This window comes from Paenibacillus sp. FSL R7-277 (assembly GCF_000517965.1).
Taxonomy (GTDB): Bacteria; Bacillota; Bacilli; order Paenibacillales; family Paenibacillaceae; genus Paenibacillus_AQ; species Paenibacillus_AQ silagei.
This window is the reverse complement of the sequence record NZ_ASPX01000115.1, coordinates 302,933-321,129: the sequence shown is the minus strand read 5'-3', so window position 1 is coordinate 321,129 and position 18,197 is coordinate 302,933. Positions and strand designations below refer to the sequence as shown.

The window sequence follows — 18,197 nt, the reverse complement described above, 5'->3', positions numbered from 1 at the left end:
TGCCCGTTGCCTGCCTGCATCCAAATACTTGCGGCAGAATACAAAACGGCAGCCGCCCCCTCAGGAGCGCTGCCGCTTGTATTGCAGAAGAAATTATTTTTTCGCCGGAAGCGGGGTGAAGACAAAGTTCACAGGCAGGTTACTGCCGGAGGCGACGGAGAACACAATCTCCACACGCCCTTCATATTCTCCGGTGCGGTAGATGACAGCATTCGTGTCTGAGGATAAGCCTAATACGCCCTTATTGGGCAGGTTCACCATTGTACCGTTTACGATCAACGGCCCCAGATAAGGACCCCCGCGCGGATTGAAGGTGATCAGCGTGTTTGCTGCAACACGATCCAATACGATTTTGTACAGTACCCCGAAGTTACCGGCGTTAGAAACATATGTTCCATTCATTGGATCCATGCCGTCCAGGTTTTTGTCCATTTTATTGTCGCCCAGAAGCAGCTTGCTTTGCGTGGTACCCACCAGATCGGTCACGTTCATGACGCGGGTAGAATCGGGGAAGGTTCCCCGGGTATGCACGCCGTCAATGTCAAGAATCGGCAGATAAGGCAGCTCGGCGACAGGATCTTTGCTCTGCTCCACCATAACTACATTATACTGAATCGGCAGATCACTGAACAGGTCTGCGCTCAGCGACATTACGTCTTTGGGCTTCATGGCGATTTTGTTCAGGTCTGTCATAATCGGAAGACTATGCCCAGGCTGCAGGGTAATTTGCGATTGGGCCAAGCCGGTAACCATGGAATTGAAGTATTTCTCCATCGATACTTTTCCAGTATATTCCGGTGAGGTCACCGGTCCGGCAATTCCTAAATATTGGATGTTAATAGTTGTCGGATACAGGTTGTTATTCGTTGCAATCACATAGAGCTTCTGTCTGGTAGCCATATTGTTCATATGATGCACCAGGAAGCGCGTATTGCCCACTGAACTCTCCCGGTACAGTACACCTTCCGTCTGAACGGTCTCCGGGCTGTTACTGCGGATCAGGGTGTAGCTTTCGGAAGACAGCGTATACGGCAGGTTAGGGAGCGCCGGAATCATCCCGCCGTCCATACTGATGATATCCCCCGGAATGGTGAACAGCTTCGTTACTTCATCCTGTGTATACAGTTGTTCATTGGTGATTGTAATCATCTTCTCAAAAGTACTGCTAAGACCGTGCTTGTCCGTAACCGTCAGCTGAATGGACAGCGGTCCCGGGGTGAAGTACGCCAGGGAACGATTGTTCCAGGTTGCGGTCAGCTCTTCATTCTCAGGATCATAGCTGGTATCGGTCAGGACTACCGGCTCACCCATTTTGTATTCTTCTTTATCTGTTGTGAATTGGGCTACTGGCGGCTGATTAGGCTGCAATACCTGAATGGTTACCGGATAAGGGTCACTCCACATGTTGTTGGCATCCCGTACCGAATACATAACCGTATAGAAGCCCGGCTGATCATAGATATTTTGCTTGTTGTCGCTCCAACGCTCTTCAACAATCGGCGTACCGTTCGGGGAAGAGCTGTAGGTAACATAATTCACAGTAGTCTCGCCGGCATAGATTTCTTTGGGCTGAACTGTGAAGGAGGCAGTCGGCTTCGTATTCAGCGTAAGAATAACCCGCTTCTGCACATTGTCCACGGTATAAGGAATATTAAGTGCAGAGGTAATGGACGTTAACGGAATCATGAAGGTGCCTTTGAACTGGTAAGCCGGTCCCTTCATAGTGAACTTGGTACCATTGACGGTATAGATTTTGCTGTCGGTCTTGAACCGCATAATGCTGGTACCCTTGGTCACAATGACCTCTTTGGTTTTGGCGTCATAGGTAAAGGCAACGCCGACCATTTCCACCATTGCGCGGATCGATACGTAGGAGACGCCGTTCTTGACTGCCATCGGCTGATTGGCGGTGTAAGGCGTTCCGTTTCTGAACATCTTGTTGCTGTTCATCATCAGAATAAGCTGGCCTGCCCCTGCAGCAGAGGTAGTAGTCATGCTTGGGGTTACAGGCGTATCCGTTAACGGAGTAGCCGTAGGCACAACGGCATCAGTCGGCACAGTACCGTCCACAGGAGCAGCTGTTGCGCCTGGAACCTCAGTAGCAGCCGGAGCTGGAGTCTCTGTTATTGCTGGAATGCCTTGAACCGGTGATGCTGTAGGAACAGGTGTTGGTGTGGGTACCACTGTACCTGCAGGCGGTTCAGTCATTAACGGAGGCAACGGGTCTGTTGACTCAGGCTGAAGCTGTGTTTCAGAAGTATCCACCGCTGCGGCAACATGGCCTGTTACGGTTTGTGTGCTGACTGGAGCTGCAAAAGCCGGAACGGCTGCTGCTAATTGTGATACAGCTAATACTGTTACCAAGAACATTTTCCTAAAATTCATTGTACGACTCCTTCTGCTCCCATTGTAGTGTATAAGGCAGTATATTTAATGCTTTCTGTCCACCTTATAATCCCCGCAAAAACGCAACCGCCCTCTTCAGGACGTCAGCATATTTTGCCACGTTCATTTTACAAAACATAGTATTAGACGCAAGCAACGGAGAAAAGTTTCATTCTGTGTAAAGAAAGATCTATATAAATCCAATTAGCTCCATTATTAATGGGGTGCCCCCACCTGTCACCAGAAGAGTATAATAGTAGCAGACTTCATGTGAAAGGAGTATTTAAGCTGAAATGAATCCATCTGAAGGGTTATACAAACTTATCGACGCCCGCTGTGTTAATCCGGCTGGATCTGAATCTGAAATACATAAGTCAGACAGGCATACCCTCCTCATAGGAATTAAAGGCAGCGGCGAAGTTGAAGCTAAAGGCTATTGCTCTGAATTTGGTTCTTGCGATGTACTGCTGCTGCTCCCTGATACACCGTGGCGCTTGTTAGTGAAGGAGAAGCACTCTCTGGAATACTGCTGTTTTACCTTTGATGTATATACTATGGACGGACAGCATACGCTTCAGCGCGGAGAGCTGGAGGCCGATATTTTCCCGCCTGCCCTTTGGTCTGAAGCGTTAGCTAAGACTGACCTGATCTGCTCTTGCTGGCAGGGCAGCAGCTGGGACAGAATGGAGTCATCTATCCGTTTCCAGGAATTGCTGCTTCAGTTATGGAGACCAGACAGTCCGGAGACTAAGCATCGCACTCCCTCAACTGCAATAATTGACCAGTCCAAAGCCTATATAGACAGTCATTTCGGGCAGCCCATGACCAGAGAAAAGCTTGCCGAAATGACAGGAATGAGCGTCGCCCATTATTCCCGGCTGTTCAAAAAACAGGTGGGCCGGAGCCCGATGGAATATCTGAATTCTGTCCGCATTCGTCATGCGGGTGATTTGTTGCTCCGCTCTGAAATGACGCTCCGTGACACAGCGCACCATGTAGGCTATCAGGATGAGTTCTATTTCAGCCGTAAATTCAAATCAGCCATTGGTATTTCACCATCTGTATATGTTAAAAAACACCGTATGTCCACTCGTATTGCCTCCATGGCCCATCCCTACACCTCTCATTTGCTGGCATTAGGTTTAACGCCTTATGCGGCATTGATTAATAATTCACGCGGATCTGCCTATAGCTTGAATAACGTTATCAGCTTGGGGGATGATCAGCCCGACCTCGGCAGACTGGCAAATGCCCGGCCGGAGCTGATTATCAGCTTCGAACATTCAGATTATGCGGAACCGGACAAAGCAGGCTTGTTCCCCCATATTGCCCCAACGTGTACCGTGCCATTTGAAGGGGATTGGCGTGAGCATCTCCGGATAATTGCGAGAGCGGTGAACCGTCTGGAGATCGCCCGGCAGTGGCTTGAGGCGTACGAAGAGCTGGCTGAGAGTCTTCGGCTCAGTGTCAGAGAAAAGCTGGAGGACGAAAAAGTTGCTGTGGCGCAATATGAGAACGGGTGCTTCCGCCTGTTCGGCAACCGTAACTTGGGTACCGTGCTGTATAAAGATCTGCAGCTTGAGAGACCCCGGCAATTACTGAATGTAGAGCATTCCATTCTTCTTACTCCAGATCAGCTTTCGGAATGCAGCATTGACCATCTGATTCTGTTTACATCGGGTAACTCCGCACAGCGTGATTTGATCCATCGTTCGCTAGCTTCACAAGAAGCATGGAGGGAGTTAAATGCCGTACGAAAAGGAAACGTCTACGAGGCCGCTGATTCAAGTCTCTATTCCTGTTACACCTCGATGGCCCATGATTTATTTCTGCGCCGTTCAAGCGATTTGCTCCTGAGCCATATGTCCAGGCGATGAGCATTTTTGTCCATGGCACCCACCTATGCCACTCCTTATAATTAAATTGTGATAATGATTATCAAAATCAATTACGAAAGGTGTGTGGCTTGTGTTTCCTTATACTCGAAAATTCAAACACAAATTTAGCCGTGGAGTCATCGGCCTGCTTGGAGTAATAATGCTGGGGCTAGTCGTTGGATGCAGCAACAGCGGGAATAATGGAGGTTCGGCGGTTGCCGGCTCCACTTCTCCAGTACCTGCCAAGACGGCTGAAAATACGGATACCCGTATCATCTCAACCATTAAAGGAGATATAGAAATTCCGGCACATCCGAAAAAGGTTGCGGGCATGCTTTATGTTTTTGCTGACCATCTGCTGGCACTTGGAATTGAACCTCATGCAATGGTTACATACAACGATCTGGGATTCCCCCAATACCTGTCAGACCAAATGAAGGATACTATCGTTATTGGCTCAGGAGAAGCACCTAACTTGGAAGCACTGCTCGAAGCGGAGCCGGATCTCATTCTTGCTTCTAAGACACTGAACGAAGCGAACTATGAGCAGCTATCAAGGATTGCGCCAACGATACTTTTCGACAATGAAAATGAAGATGATTGGACCCGATTCCGGCAAACGGCAGAAATCTTCGGAAAAGAAACTGTGGCTGATCAGGTCCACGCCGATTATGAATCAAAGATAGCTGCGGTAAGGAACGAATTGGCTGCCACTGCTGCCACTGAGACTGTCGCCTATATGCGAATACAGGACAAGCAATTGCAGCTGATTCAACCGGGAGATAATTTTACGCTCTTCGGCCCTCTGGGACTAACCCCCGCTTCCACAGAAGGTATAGATTTCAAGGACTCATGGAATGTAGCCATCTCCGAAGAAGTACTTCCCGAGCTGAATCCTGACCGTATGTTCATCATTCTTCGCCCAGGTGACAGTAACCAGACGGCTCTGGATAATATTATGAGTACTTCAATCTGGGCCAACCTTACAGCTGTCAAGAACAAACATGTGTATATCGGTGATGCAAATCTGTGGTTTGCCGGCTATGGCCCAATCGGACTAAGCAAGGTTATCGATGAAATCTCGAATGCCTACCTGCCGGAATCGTGAGGGACGAGCCATGACTCCCACTCCTGACAGCCTGCTCATACGAACGATACGCGACAGAAGAACCATACAGGAATTTAATGGAATGCCCATTGCCCGGAGCACACTGCTCAACTTGCTGGACAATGCGGTATGGGCACCTTTTCATTCCAAAAAAGAGCCTTGGCGATTCATCCTGTTCACAGGGGAGGGCCGGACAATATTTGCCGACGCTGTTCTGAAGACACGCCCGGAAGCATTCGTTCAACAATTCGGTGCACAGATACATGATACGTATTGCAGGCGGATTCCGGTCCACCTCATCGTGATAATGCATAGCGCCCTTCCTCCAAAAGCCTGGGAGGAGGCCCTGGCAGCAACTGCCGCTCTGATTCAGAACATTCAGCTGCTGGCCTGGGAACAAGGAATCGGCGTGGTATGGAAGACCACTGCTTTTAATGAAGATTCCTCATTTCGGTCAGCAGCAGGTGTAACTCCTAACGAGAAAATCGTTGGCACCTTGCATATGGGATATTTCGATCCCGAAGACAAGCCTGCTCCAAAACCGCGTACTGCTGCTGTAGACTTGCTGACAGTTATAGAAGGCAACCATTCGGATAATTGTTGACAAGAGATCGTAGCCGGTTCCTGCTTTAAAAAAACAGAGGGCTGTCCCGCAAGGCCATTTCACGGCTTTGCGGGACAGCCCTAATTACTGGAAAAGCAGACTTACTGTGCTTCAGCCGTCCTGAATTTGCTGCGGTATTCCTTGGGGGTCATTCCCGTCTGCTTCAAGAACACCTTGGTGAAATAACGGCGTTCCTGATAACCGACGCCCGAGCTGATGGCCGTGATGCTCTTATCACTGCTGGCGAGCATGAATTTGGCAGCATCAATCCGCTGCTGGGTGACATATTCCACGAAGGTCACCCCGAAGCGGTTCTTGAACAGGAGGCAGAAATAACTGCTGCTGATGCCAATCGTATTCGCCACCTCATCAATGCCGAGATCCGCATGAAGGCGCTCCGTAATGAACTGTGCGGCCTGGTTCATCAGCTGCTCCGCTGTTTTTTTGGCAGGCTCATCAGCCACAGGCACTTCCTGAAACAACGGGATGCTGTTGTACAACTTATCCTTATACTGCCTGCTGCGAATCCGCGAACCGATCTCCCGCACCTTGTCGCCAAGCTCCCCGTAATGAATCGGCTTGCAGATATACTCCTTCACACCCAGCCGTATGGCTTCACGCGCATAATCGAATTCCTGGTAGCCGCTGAGCAGCAGCACCTCACTCGTAAGCCCCATCTCCCGCAGCTTGCCGATGAATGTCAGCCCATCCATGACCGGCATCCGGATATCACAGAGCACCAGATCGGGCGGACAGTCCTCGGCTATGCGCAGCGCCTCCATCCCGCTGCGGGCCATCCCCGCAACCTCCATCCCCATGTCCTGCCAGGGCAGCACAGTGTTGAGATTGCTCAGAATAGGCGCTTCATCGTCAACCAATAATACTTTTAGCATAATGGCCTTCCCCCTGCCCGTATTTCGGAATGACGCACTGGATGATCGTTCCTTCCCCAGGACTTGCACATATGAAAATCCCATATCTGTCGCCGTATTCGATCCGTATCCGGTCCGCAACACTTCGTACCCCTAGCCCTCGCCGCTCCAGATGAATGCCCTGCCCAGGCTTGCTTTCCGGCTGCTGCTCTGCCGCGTCATTTACCATGTATTGAAACATCGATAGCTGAGACGGGGTCATCCCGATTCCGTTATCCTGTATCCGCAGCACCAGATTGCCTTGGGTCTCCCACACCTTGACACTCACGAGACCCTTATACCCGATCCCCTCAAAACCATGCTGAATACTGTTCTCCACCAGCGGCTGGAGCGTAAGCTTCAGAATCCCGCAGCCCATCAGCTCTGGCGGAATTTCAAGCTCATAATCGAACAGATCCTCGAACCGGAACTTCTGGATATCCAGATAATTGCGCAGATGTTTAACTTCTTCCTCCAGTGTAATCTCATCCCTGTCCTGAATGCTGATCCGCAGAATACTCGCCAGCCGGTAGACCATCTCACTGACCTTGCGGCCTTCATTCTGCACAGCCAGCACATTGATCGATTCCAGGGTATTGAACAGAAAATGCGGCTTGATCTGGGCCTGCAGCACACGCATTTCCGCCTGATTCTTGCGCTGCTGCTCCACATGAACCCGGCTGAACAATGTATTGATTTTGTCCATCAGATCATTGAAGCCTCTGGCCAGCAGCGTCATCTCGTCGTTGCCCTTCTCCTCAACACGGGTAGTAAGATCACCGTCCTCCACCCGGCGCATGAAGCGCACGATCACAGCAATCCCGCCTGTAATCCGGTTCATGAAGAACAGATTGAAGATGACAGCACCCAGGAGGCACAGGAACATCACTACGACGAACCAGCGGGCGAACACCGTCACCTCATGAGACAAAGTATCCCAAGAAGTGATGGAGACCAGACTCCAGGGATACTCCTTGAGATGGTAGACTGACAGAATGCTTTTCTCTCCGCCGAACTGCGTCTTGAAGCTCTGAAAGCCGGGCTTAAACGTAATCTCCTTCGTGGTGAAGCCGCGGAAATCCTGCCCGTCCAGCTGCCTGTCCGGGTCCAGCAGAATCATCCCGTCATCGTTAACCAGCATGAAAGACACCTTCTGGTCGGTGCCGCCAATCTTAAGATTGCGAAAAATCGACTCGAACTCCCAGTTCTTGATCTGCACCACCAGAATGCCGATATTCTGAAAGAAGCTAAGCTCCTTAATCAGCCGGATTTGCGTAAATACAGCCTCCGTCCCGGTCAGCTCAGGGTACTCATGCGGGGCCAGCCATTTCGGAACCCCGTTCAGCTTCATGACCTCCTGGTACAGCTCGCTGCCTTTGAACTTATCATAGGGCAGGGTGCGGAAGTTCTCCTTGTTGAAGACCGACACGATCTCCGAGCTCCCTTTTCCGTTGAAATTATACAGGAAAGCATAGCTGATTGACGGATGATTATAGAGCAGACTGCGGAAATTGCGCTGGCTGGCATTCAGGCTGAGCTGCTCGGCATCGGTTAAATCCTGCTTGGAGGGATCATCCGCACTGAGCGCCATATGAAAGACCGAGGTGGCAATTCCGTTGTCAGTCACATTGTCCATATCCTTGAACACATTAGAAATGCTGTAGCTGATCGCTTTGAGCGAATATTCGGACTGCTGGCTGTATTTCTTCTCAATGGAATTATAAGTCACGAAGAACATAATCATGCCAAGAATGAACAGCGGAATGATAATCAGGCCTAAGAATGCCGTAAACAATTTGTAGCGCAGATTCATCGGCTGTTGCTCCTGACATGATTGATATTATCCTTTTACACTGCCTGCGGTGACGCCTTCAATAATCTTCTCTTGCAGAACCGCATAAATCACTATAACCGGAACCACACTGTAGACAATCCCCGCCGACATCTGTGCGTAATTCATCTGATACTGATCGCGGAACTGGACCATCCCCACCGGGAGCGTACGCAGCTCGTCATTGGAGAGAAAATAGTTGGCCAGCAGGAACTCATTCCAATTTCCCAGGAAATTAACAATGAATACAGTAACCATCGCCGGAACTGTCAAAGGTACAATAATTCTAGCAAATATACCCGGGGCCTTCAAGCCATCCATGACCGCCGCTTCTTCAATTTCACTGGGCAGCGAACGCATGAAGGCCGCCAGAATAATGATCGTGAACGGAATCGCGTTGGCAATGTAAGGAATAATGAGCGCCCAGTGGGTATTGAGAATATGCAGCTTGCGGACAATCGTGTAGATGGGCAGCATCAGCGCATTGTTCGGAATCAGCATTCCGATCAGGACCAGCGAAAAGAGGATGCCGTTCCACTTCCCCTGACGCATCCGCGTGACCGCGAAGGCGAACATAGACGCCAGCAGAATAGACACCACAGAGGCCAGAACCGAAATATATAAGCTGTTGAAAAAATAAGTGCTGATCTTGGCATTCACCCACGCTTCCACATAGTTGGACCATTCGAAGCTCTTCGGAATGCCGAAGGGGTTGAGGGCAATCGCATTATTATCCTTCTTCACCGAAGAGAAAAGGACAAAGAGGAACGGAAACAGCACAATCACCAGATACCCCAGCAGGGCGATGTGCGGCAGACTTTTTTTCAGCGCGCGCGGCATCAGTATTCAATCCTTTCCGTACGGCGGGCAAACACCAGCTGGTAGAGGGCGGTTACCACGAGTGTGAACAAGAAGATCAGAACAGCGATCGTATTGCCGTACCCGTATTTGAAGTTGGTAATCGCATACTTAATCATATAGGTGGCCATTACCTCGGTTGAACCCGCAGGACCGCCCTTGGTCATAACAATGACGATATCGGCAGCCTTCATCGCTCCGGCAATGGAGAGCATAATTACCACCGAGATGATCGGTACGATCAGCGGCAGAGTGATGCGTGTAGCCCGCTGGAACCCTGTAGCGCCATCGATGGCCGCTGCTTCATCCAGCTCACCGGGAATGGAGAGAATCGCCGCCAGTACCATTACAATGTAGAATCCGGTCCACTGCCAGGCGTTCGTAATCAGAATTGACAGCATGGCGAAGCGCTCATCCGACAGCCAGTAGACCGGCTCAATGCCGACAAGGCCAAGCACTTTGTTGAACAAGCCAATATTCGGCTCATAGATGAAGCCCCAGAGAATCCCGATAACCGCTGTAGACATAATGGATGGCATGAATACCGCCGTCTTGTACAGCCCCTTCAGCTTCTTCACATTCGCAATCAGTAAGGAGAAGAACACAATCAGCGGCACCTGTATGCCTACGGAGAAGAGAATGAACCACCCGTTATTTTTCACAGAAATCCAGAAGCGTTCATCTCCCAGCGCTTTCTTGAAGTTGTCCACTCCGGCATATTTGACCGTCTCGGATACACCGTTCCAGCTAGTGAAGCTATAGTAGATTGAGCTGAAGATGGGATAGATGAAGAACATTACGAACAGCACCAGTGCCGGAATAACGAACAGAATGAACACCAGAGGATTTCTCAGTGCCTTATTCATAGCTACCTCCATATTGCTTTCTTTTGAAAAATGCACCCTGGAGCAAGCACCAGGGCACATACAGTTCACCGTCTCTTATTCCACCGCTGCATTAGCCTCTTCCTGTATCTTCTGAAGCGCTTCGCCCATCTTCTCAGGAGTCGTCTGCCCGCCGATCAGGCTCTGAATCTGGATATTACTGATTTCAGTGGTGACATCCGCCTGCACCAGCGAATCAAAGGCCGGGAAGGACGACTGGGAGCTATTCAATACAGCGACAATCTCACTCATCAGATCATCCGTAATGTTCTTGTTCAGCACAGCCTGATCGATCTTCATGGCAGGCAGGACTCCGTCCTCTACCAGACCGCGCAGTTGCATCTCTTCATTGAACATATTCTTAATGAAGGATTTCACTGCTGCAAGCTGCCGCTCATCTTCACCCGCCGAAGCGGAGAAGCCATAACCGTTGTTCACATCGCGCATAAGCGCCGTCTGATCCCCCACTCCGCCTTCAACCGCAGGAATATTGAAGAAGCCGACCTTGCCGATTAGACCTTCGCCGGATTGGCCGGCTTTGAACACGGAAGACTTCCAGGTCCCGTCATACATCAGGATGGCTTCACCGCTGGTGAACTGGGTCGTATATTCAGCATATTCGAAGCCCAGCTCTCCCTTCTTGAAGTAGCCTTTATCCACCCATTCCTTATATTTCGCCAAGCCCTTGATAACGTTCGGATCATTCCACTTCGCTTCACCGGTAGCGAACTTCGCGGTCACATCCGGTCCGGCATAACGGGACCAGAGATGGTTGGCCAGCATCAGCGGTACCCAGCCTGCTTTGGAGGCACCGGCCATCGGCACTTTACCATCCGCTTTAATATCGGCCAGCTGCTGCTCCAGTTCAGCGAAGGTTGTCGGAGCCTTCCAGCCCTTGCTGGTATAGTATTCTTTATTATAGAAGAAGCCTTCTCCGGAGCCGCCGATCGGCAGACCGTAAATCTTACCTTCATAGGTGAACGGGTCCAGATTAGAGAACTTGTCTTTGATGCCTAATTCATCAAGGATCGGGGTCAGGTCCAGCAGCTTGCCTTCTTTGGCATAGATCTTGGAGTCCGGGCTACCGAACAGGTCGAAGATCTCCGGAGGGTTACCGGCCGCCATTTCACCGCGCAGCTTCTCCTTACGGTTCACATCCGAATCTACTCCATCAAGCTTGAAGGTCAGTCCAGGCACATCCGCCTGCACCTTGCCCACCACATCCTCCAGAATAGCCAGTCGTTTCTGTTTGTCCGCTCCAACCTGGGTATGACGGATCGTCATTTCAAAAGGCTCAGCATTAGCCGGTTCTTCCGTTGCGGCAGCATTGGTAGCAGCAGCTTCATTCGTTGCAGCAGGCTCTTTGGTGGCAGCAGCATTGTTATTCTTGTTGCCTCCACAGCCAGCCAGCAGCGCCGAGCTAACGAACATCAGGGACAACAGCAGTGTTAGACTTTTTCTCATTACGGGTGACCCTCCCTATTTCATGATTTCCCTTACAACTCTAATTATAGAAAATCACATTTGTAATCGTAAGGTTAAGATTTATCTTCAATAGGGATAAAATCCTCTAATGGAAGCGGATTCAGTTAGGTTTCCTGACATAGAAAAAAAGCGAAACTCCTCAGAATAGAAGCTCCGCTTTCGAAATTATTATATGCAATTAGACCAATGCGGTCTGCATACGACCCTCTTCAATCAGCCGGTACGCACGCTGCACTTCTTCATCGGAAGGTGACTCTACCCCTTCAAGCTCATAGGGACGGCCAAGCTCCTTCCATTTGTAGATGCCCATTACGTGATAAGGCAGGATTTCGAACTTCTCAACTCCATTAAGTGTGCCAATGAACCGTCCAAGATTCTGTAAATCCTCTTCCTTGTTGTGAATGCCTGGAACATAGACATGGCGAATCCACATTTTACGGTTATTATCGGATAACCAGCGGGCCAGCTTCAAGGTACGGTCGTTGGACTTACCGGTCAGCTTGATATGCGCTTCATCATCAATATGCTTCAGATCCAAGAGTACCAGGTCGGTAACATCCAGCAGGTCGCTGATTTTCGATCCATCATTATAGCCGTTGGTATCAAGCGTGGTATGCAGATTCCAGCGTTTCTTCACCTCGGTGAACAGTTGCTTCACGAAATGCGCCTGGAGGGTTGGTTCACCGCCGGATACGGTCAGGCCGCCGCCGGACGTTTTATAATAATTCAGGTAAGGCTCAATTTCCGCCAGTACTTCCTCGACGGTCATTTCCTTGCCTTCATTGAGTTCCCATGTATCCGGGTTGTGGCAGTATTGACACTTGAGCAGGCAGCCCTGCATAAAAAGCACGAAGCGGATACCCGGGCCATCCACCGTTCCAAACGTCTCCAAAGAGTGGATATGTCCTTTAAGCATGAGATGTCATCCTTTCGAAAAAAAACTTAAAATTTTAACCACTTTCAGACAAGAGTGTACCGCCCTCTTGCAAGGGCGGCAGCTCTTTGATTGGTTTCAGTTCTTGTAGAACAAGAATGCTTCTTACATGGAATCGTGGAATGTACGGTTGATAACATCCATCTGTTGTTCACGGGTCAGCTTGATGAAGTTAACAGCATAGCCGGATACGCGAATGGTCAACTGTGGATAGTTCTCTGGGTGATCCATAGCGTCAAGCAGCTGCTCACGGTTAAATACGTTAACGTTCAAGTGCTGAGCGTTATTGTGGAAATATCCGTCCATCATGAAGACCAGGTTGGACTTACGGGAATCTTCGTCTTTACCTAGCGCCTTAGGAACGATGGAGAAGGTATTCGAGATACCATCCTGTGCATCGGAGTAAGGAAGTTTGGCAACAGAGTTCAGGGATGCCAGGGCGCCCTTCTTGTCGCGTCCGTGCATTGGGTTAGCACCAGGAGCGAATGGTTCGCCTTTTTTACGTCCGTCAGGAGTAGTACCAGTCTTTTTACCATAGACAACGTTCGAAGTGATAGTCAGTACCGATTGAGTCGGTACAGCATCACGATACGTTTTGTTTTTGCGGATCATCGACATGAAGGTTTCAACCAGCTCAACAGCAATGCCGTCAACAGCGTCGTCGTTGTTACCGTAGCAAGGGAATTCACCCTCAGTTTCAAAGTCGATAGCAATACCTTCTTCGTTGCGGATTGGCTTAACCTTAGCGTATTTGATTGCGCTCAGGGAGTCAGCAGCAACGGACAGTCCGGCAATACCGCAAGCCATAGTACGCAGAATGTCGCGGTCATGCAGCGCCATTTCGATACGTTCGTAGGAATATTTGTCATGCATATAGTGAATGATGTTCAGCGTATTGACATAAGTCTTAGCCAGCCATTCCATCATTGGTTTGAAGCGTTTCATTACTTCATCATAATCCAGGTATTCAGAAGTGATCGCAGGATATTCAGGACCTACCTGAGCACCGGATTTCTCATCTTTACCGCCATTGATCGCATACAGCAGAGCCTTAGCCAGGTTGGCACGGGCACCGAAGAACTGCATTTGCTTACCGATACGCATTGGGGATACGCAGCAGGCAATTGCATAATCTTCACCCCAGTATGGACGCATTACATCATCGTTCTCATATTGAATAGCGCTGGTCTCAATAGATACCTTAGCACAATATTTCTTAAAGCCTTCAGGAAGCTTCTCGGACCACAGTACAGTCAGGTTTGGTTCTGGAGCCGGTCCCAGATTGTACAGGGTATGCAGGAAGCGGAAGCTGTTCTTGGTTACGCGGGTTGTACCATCTTCAGCCATACCACCGATGGATTCTGTAACCCAAGTTGGGTCGCCGGAGAACAGGTCGTTATAGTCAGGCGTACGCAGGAATTTCACGATACGCAGCTTCATTACGAAATGGTCAACGATTTCTTGAGCTTGCTCTTCTGTCAGAGTACCTTCTTCAAAGTCACGTTGAACATAGATGTCGAGGAAGGAAGATACGCGTCCAAGGGACATAGCCGCACCATTCTGTTCTTTAACAGCTGCCAGATAACCGAAGTATACCCATTGTGTAGCTTCTTTGAAGTTCGTAGCCGGTTTGGAAATATCCATACCATGAGCTGCAGCCATTTGTTTCAGTTCGCCCAGAGCACGCATTTGCTCGGACAGCTCTTCACGCAGACGGATAACATCTTCTGTCATGGAGTCAACTTCAAGCTCAGCCAGTTGCTGCTTCTTGTCTTTAATCAGGAAATCAATACCATACAGAGCAATACGGCGATAGTCGCCGATGATACGTCCGCGGCCATAAGCATCAGGAAGGCCTGTGATTACGCCGGATTTACGCACAGCTCTCATATCTGGTGTATATGCATCAAATACGCCTTGGTTATGCGTTTTGCGGATGTTCGTGAACATGTCAACGATATTCTGCGGAAGCTCGAAGCCGTATGCCTTAGTAGCATCGATCATCATCTTGATACCGCCGAACGGCTGAATGGAACGTCTGAAAGGAGCGTCAGTCTGAACGCCGACAATCTGTTCCTTATCCTTGTCAATGTAGCCAGGAGCGTGGGAAGTGATGGTGGAGACAGTATCGAGGGATACATCCCATACGCCGCCTCTTTCTCTTTCTTCCTTGCTCAGCTGGGAGATAATCTTCCACAGTTCAGTTGTATTGCTGGTAGGTCCAACCAGGAAATCTTCAGTTCCTTCATAAGGCTTGATGTTCTTTGCAATAAAGTTGTTAACGTCAACTTTCTTGGCCCAGACACCTTTTGTGAAATTTCTCCAACCCGATTTTGCTTCTAATACTTCTTTTTCAATCACCGACATGCTAAATCCCTCCATTTATATTTATTATATTTGTAGAGATCGCGGGCTTGAAGGTTAATCCCGTGTCTCGTGATCCCGAGGCTAATAGTTGTTATAAAATTCACAATCACATCTTCATAACGGGGATCGTTGTCTATATAAACATTTTAGTTTATTTTCTGAAAAAGGACTGTGACAAATATCACTCTTTCGGTGATATTTGTCACTTCCATCCAGTCCCATATTAACCTTTAACCTTATTCTTTGCCAGGCAACCGTTAATTAGTTATCGAATTTTCCGTAGAATGCGTTGCGGTATACATCAGCAAGCTCGGATACCAGCGGCATTTTAGGATTGGCAGTAGTACATTGGTCTTCAAATGCACGGTCAGCCAGATAGTCTACACGGGATTCGAAGTCCTTAGGATCGAAACCAAGAGCCGAGAAGGATTCTTCGATACCGAGTTTTTTGTTCATGTCGCGGATTGCATTGATCAGGCTGGTTACGCCTTCTTCGGTAGTGCGTGCAGGCAATCCCAGAATACGGGCGATTTCTGCGTACCGTTCGTCAGCTACAAAGTGCGAATATTTAGGGAACGAAGCGAACTTCGTAGGTTTCTTGGCATTGTAACGGATAACATGCGGCATCAGGATCGCATTGGTACGGCCGTGTGCGGTGTGATACTGTCCGCCCCATTTGTGTGCCAAGCTGTGGTTAATCCCCAGGAATGCGTTGGCAAAGGCCATACCGGCAAGCGTCGAAGCATTGTGCATTTTCTCACGGGCCAGCTTGTCACCTTGCAGTGCGGATTTCTCCAGCCACTGGAACACCAGTTGGATGGCTTTGATTGCCAGACCATCGGTATAGTCACTGGCCATTACAGATACATAAGCTTCGATAGCATGTGTCAATACGTCCATTCCTGTATCGGCAACTGCAGTCTTAGGCAAGCTGTAGACAAACTCAGGGTCAATAATTGCTACGTCTGGAGTCAGCTCATAGTCAGCGAGCGGATACTTGGTATTATTGCCTGTTGTCTTGTCTGTGATAACTGCGAACGATGTTACTTCAGAACCTGTACCCGAAGTGGTTGGAATGGCAACGAATTTCGCTTTGTTGCCGAGCTTAGGGAATTTGTATACCCGTTTGCGGATATCCATGAACTTCTGTTTCAGGCCGTTGAAGTCTGCATCCGGATGTTCGTAGAACAGCCACATGCCCTTGGCAGCATCCATTGGGGAACCACCGCCGAGTGCGATGATGCAGTCCGGCTGGAATCTGTTCATCATAGCTGTACCTTTTTCTACAGTAGTAGTCGATGGATCCGGTTCAACTTCCGAGAACACTTCGATCGCTACAGGAGTCTGGCGCTGACGCAGATAGTGCTCAACTCTTTCAACATACCCCAGTTTAACCATTACAGGGTCAGTGATGATAGCAACGCGTGTGATGTCAGGCATTTTGGCCAGGTACTGAGTGGCTCCCTTTTCGAAGTAAATCTTGTCAGGTACTTTAAACCATTGCATATTCACGGTACGACGATTCACCCTTTTCACGTTGATCAGATTGATTGCAGTGACGTTCTGCGATACCGAGTTGCGTCCGTAAGATCCGCAGCCCAGTGTCAATGAAGGGATATTAGTGTTGTAAATGTCGCCGATTGCGCCGTGAGTCGATGGCGAGTTGACGAGAATACGTCCGGTCTGCAGACGGTTGGAGAACTTCATGATTACTTCTTCGTTGTTGGAATGGATAGCCGAGCTGTGGCCCATGCCGCCAAATTCAACGATTTGAGCTGCGCGTTCGATACCCTGGTCAGCATTCTTCACCTTGTAGCAAGCCAGAACCGGGCTCAGCTTCTCAGCGGACAATGGATATTTAGTACCTACACCTTCAAGCTCAGCTACCAGGATCTTCGTTCCGGCAGGAACCTGAATGCCGCACATTTCAGCGATCTTCACAGCGGATTGGCCAACGATAGCCGGGTTAACTGCACATTTCTCTACGTTCATTGCGCCGCTGGTCAGCTTAGCTGCTTCTTCTTTGTTCACAAAGTAACAGCCGTTTGCAATCATTTTCTTTTTCACTTGATCGAAGATGGCTTCTTCAATGATAACTGCCTGCTCGGAAGCACAGATCATACCATTATCAAAAGTCTTCGACAGGATAAGGTCTGTTACAGCCTGATCAATATCAGCACTCTTCTCGATGAAAGCAGGCACGTTACCAGGACCTACGCCGAGTGCCGGTTTGCCGCAGCTGTAAGCTGCCTTGACCATTGCCGATCCGCCGGTTGCCAGAATCAGTGCAACGTCCGGATTGTTCATCAGTGCGTTTGTTTTGTCCATCGTAGGAAGCTCAATCCATTGGATGAAGTTCTCAGGTGCGCCTGCTGCTACGCCTGCATCATGCAGAATTTTGGCTGCTGCCGCACTGCACTCTTGCGCTGACGGGTGGAAACCGAATATAATAGGGTTACGTGTCTTAGCGGAAATCAAAGCTTTAAACATCGTGGTGGATGTTGGATTGGTTACCGGTGTGATACCCATAATGATTCCGACTGGTTCAGCAATCTTCTGGAAGCTGTCATAAGCGTTATCCTCAATAACGCCTACAGTCTTGTCGTACTTAATACCGTGCCAGATATATTCAGTGGAGAAGATGTTCTTTGTAATTTTGTCTTCGTATACTCCGCGTCCTGTTTCTTCAACAGCCAGTTTTGCCAGGTACATATGCTTGTCGAGTCCGGCCAGCGCCATTGCATGAACGATTGTGTTTGTCTGCTCTTGATCCAGGCCCATGAACGCTTCGTGGGCTTTCTTTGCTTTATCCACCAAAACCTGAATATACTCTTCAGCGGTGGTTTGTTTCACTTGGGCGGCGACTTCGTTTTTAACTGCCATCTCCCTCGTCCTCCTGTCAATTTTTAGGTTGTTTCTTTCTATACATTTATCTTAGCACATCCTTTTCACC

General features: G+C 49.2%; 12 protein-coding genes. 3 read left to right on the top strand and 9 right to left on the bottom strand.

The window, feature by feature from the left end; genetic code table 11:
* Window positions 1-93: 93 nt before the first annotated feature.
* On the bottom strand, window positions 94-2,370 hold the full coding sequence (locus C173_RS29265; protein ID WP_327196506.1) for a copper amine oxidase N-terminal domain-containing protein: 2,277 nt from the start codon (window positions 2,368-2,370) through the stop codon (window positions 94-96).
* Between the two features lie 308 nt (window positions 2,371-2,678).
* On the opposite strand from C173_RS29265, the gene C173_RS29260 reads away from it, so the two are divergent.
* The 3 genes from C173_RS29260 (at window position 2,679) to C173_RS29250 (ending at window position 5,974) form a co-directional block, all read left to right on the top strand.
* On the top strand, window positions 2,679-4,262 hold the full coding sequence (locus C173_RS29260; protein WP_036731888.1) for a helix-turn-helix domain-containing protein: 1,584 nt from the start codon (window positions 2,679-2,681) through the stop codon (window positions 4,260-4,262).
* Window positions 4,263-4,353: 91 nt separating this feature from the next.
* On the top strand, window positions 4,354-5,370 hold the full coding sequence (locus tag C173_RS29255; protein ID WP_155991679.1) for an ABC transporter substrate-binding protein: 1,017 nt from the start codon (window positions 4,354-4,356) through the stop codon (window positions 5,368-5,370).
* Window positions 5,348-5,974 (top strand): nitroreductase family protein, encoded by a 627-nt coding sequence (locus C173_RS29250; RefSeq protein WP_442792683.1) that lies wholly within the window; start codon window positions 5,348-5,350, stop codon window positions 5,972-5,974. The genes C173_RS29255 and C173_RS29250 overlap by 23 nt, the downstream gene beginning before the upstream one ends.
* A 101-nt stretch (window positions 5,975-6,075) precedes the next feature.
* On the opposite strand, the gene C173_RS29245 is transcribed toward C173_RS29250, so the two are convergent.
* The 8 genes from C173_RS29245 to adhE all read right to left on the bottom strand — a co-directional run bounded on the left by C173_RS29245 (window position 6,076) and on the right by adhE (window position 18,127).
* The gene (locus C173_RS29245; RefSeq protein WP_036731885.1) at window positions 6,076-6,867 is read right to left on the bottom strand and encodes a response regulator transcription factor; all 792 of its coding nucleotides are present in this window, start codon (window positions 6,865-6,867) and stop codon (window positions 6,076-6,078) included.
* On the bottom strand, window positions 6,845-8,698 hold the full coding sequence (locus C173_RS29240; protein WP_036731883.1) for a cache domain-containing sensor histidine kinase: 1,854 nt from the start codon (window positions 8,696-8,698) through the stop codon (window positions 6,845-6,847). The genes C173_RS29245 and C173_RS29240 overlap by 23 nt, the downstream gene beginning before the upstream one ends.
* 27 nt (window positions 8,699-8,725) lie before the next feature.
* On the bottom strand, window positions 8,726-9,556 hold the full coding sequence (locus C173_RS29235) for a carbohydrate ABC transporter permease (protein ID WP_036731881.1): 831 nt from the start codon (window positions 9,554-9,556) through the stop codon (window positions 8,726-8,728).
* On the bottom strand, window positions 9,556-10,440 hold the full coding sequence (locus C173_RS29230) for a carbohydrate ABC transporter permease (protein ID WP_036731879.1): 885 nt from the start codon (window positions 10,438-10,440) through the stop codon (window positions 9,556-9,558). Before C173_RS29230 ends, C173_RS29235 begins: the two co-directional genes overlap by 1 nt.
* Before the next feature lie 75 nt (window positions 10,441-10,515).
* Window positions 10,516-11,922 carry an ABC transporter substrate-binding protein gene (locus C173_RS29225; RefSeq protein WP_036731878.1) on the bottom strand — a complete coding sequence of 469 codons (1,407 nt, stop codon included), beginning with the start codon at window positions 11,920-11,922 and terminating at the stop codon, window positions 10,516-10,518.
* 199 nt (window positions 11,923-12,121) lie between these two features.
* Window positions 12,122-12,859: a pyruvate formate-lyase-activating protein gene (gene pflA / locus C173_RS29220; RefSeq protein ID WP_036731876.1), complete on the bottom strand. Its 738-nt coding sequence runs from the start codon at window positions 12,857-12,859 to the stop codon at window positions 12,122-12,124.
* 123 nt (window positions 12,860-12,982) lie between these two features.
* On the bottom strand, window positions 12,983-15,244 hold the full coding sequence (gene pflB, locus C173_RS29215) for a formate C-acetyltransferase (RefSeq protein WP_036731874.1): 2,262 nt from the start codon (window positions 15,242-15,244) through the stop codon (window positions 12,983-12,985).
* 261 nt (window positions 15,245-15,505) lie between these two features.
* Entirely contained in the window at window positions 15,506-18,127 is a 2,622-nt protein-coding gene (gene adhE, locus C173_RS29210) for a bifunctional acetaldehyde-CoA/alcohol dehydrogenase (protein ID WP_036731873.1), read from the bottom strand.
* Window positions 18,128-18,197: the final 70 nt, after the last annotated feature.

What these genes read in the sequence shown, in the direction of transcription:
- C173_RS29265 (WP_327196506.1), bottom strand. Translation starts at nt 2,370, where the DNA reads ATGTTCTTGGTAACAGTATTAGCTGTATCACAATTAGCAGCAGCCGTT.
- C173_RS29260 (WP_036731888.1), top strand. Translation starts at nt 2,679, where the DNA reads ATGAATCCATCTGAAGGGTTATACAAACTTATCGACGCCCGCTGTGTT.
- C173_RS29250 (WP_442792683.1), top strand. Translation starts at nt 5,348, where the DNA reads ATGCCTACCTGCCGGAATCGTGAGGGACGAGCCATGACTCCCACTCCT.
- C173_RS29245 (WP_036731885.1), bottom strand. Translation starts at nt 6,867, where the DNA reads ATGCTAAAAGTATTATTGGTTGACGATGAAGCGCCTATTCTGAGCAAT.
- C173_RS29240 (WP_036731883.1), bottom strand. Translation starts at nt 8,698, where the DNA reads ATGAATCTGCGCTACAAATTGTTTACGGCATTCTTAGGCCTGATTATC.
- C173_RS29235 (WP_036731881.1), bottom strand. Translation starts at nt 9,556, where the DNA reads ATGCCGCGCGCGCTGAAAAAAAGTCTGCCGCACATCGCCCTGCTGGGG.
- C173_RS29230 (WP_036731879.1), bottom strand. Translation starts at nt 10,440, where the DNA reads ATGAATAAGGCACTGAGAAATCCTCTGGTGTTCATTCTGTTCGTTATT.
- C173_RS29225 (WP_036731878.1), bottom strand. Translation starts at nt 11,922, where the DNA reads ATGAGAAAAAGTCTAACACTGCTGTTGTCCCTGATGTTCGTTAGCTCG.
- pflA (WP_036731876.1), bottom strand. Translation starts at nt 12,859, where the DNA reads ATGCTTAAAGGACATATCCACTCTTTGGAGACGTTTGGAACGGTGGAT.
- pflB (WP_036731874.1), bottom strand. Translation starts at nt 15,244, where the DNA reads ATGTCGGTGATTGAAAAAGAAGTATTAGAAGCAAAATCGGGTTGGAGA.
- adhE (WP_036731873.1), bottom strand. Translation starts at nt 18,127, where the DNA reads ATGGCAGTTAAAAACGAAGTCGCCGCCCAAGTGAAACAAACCACCGCT.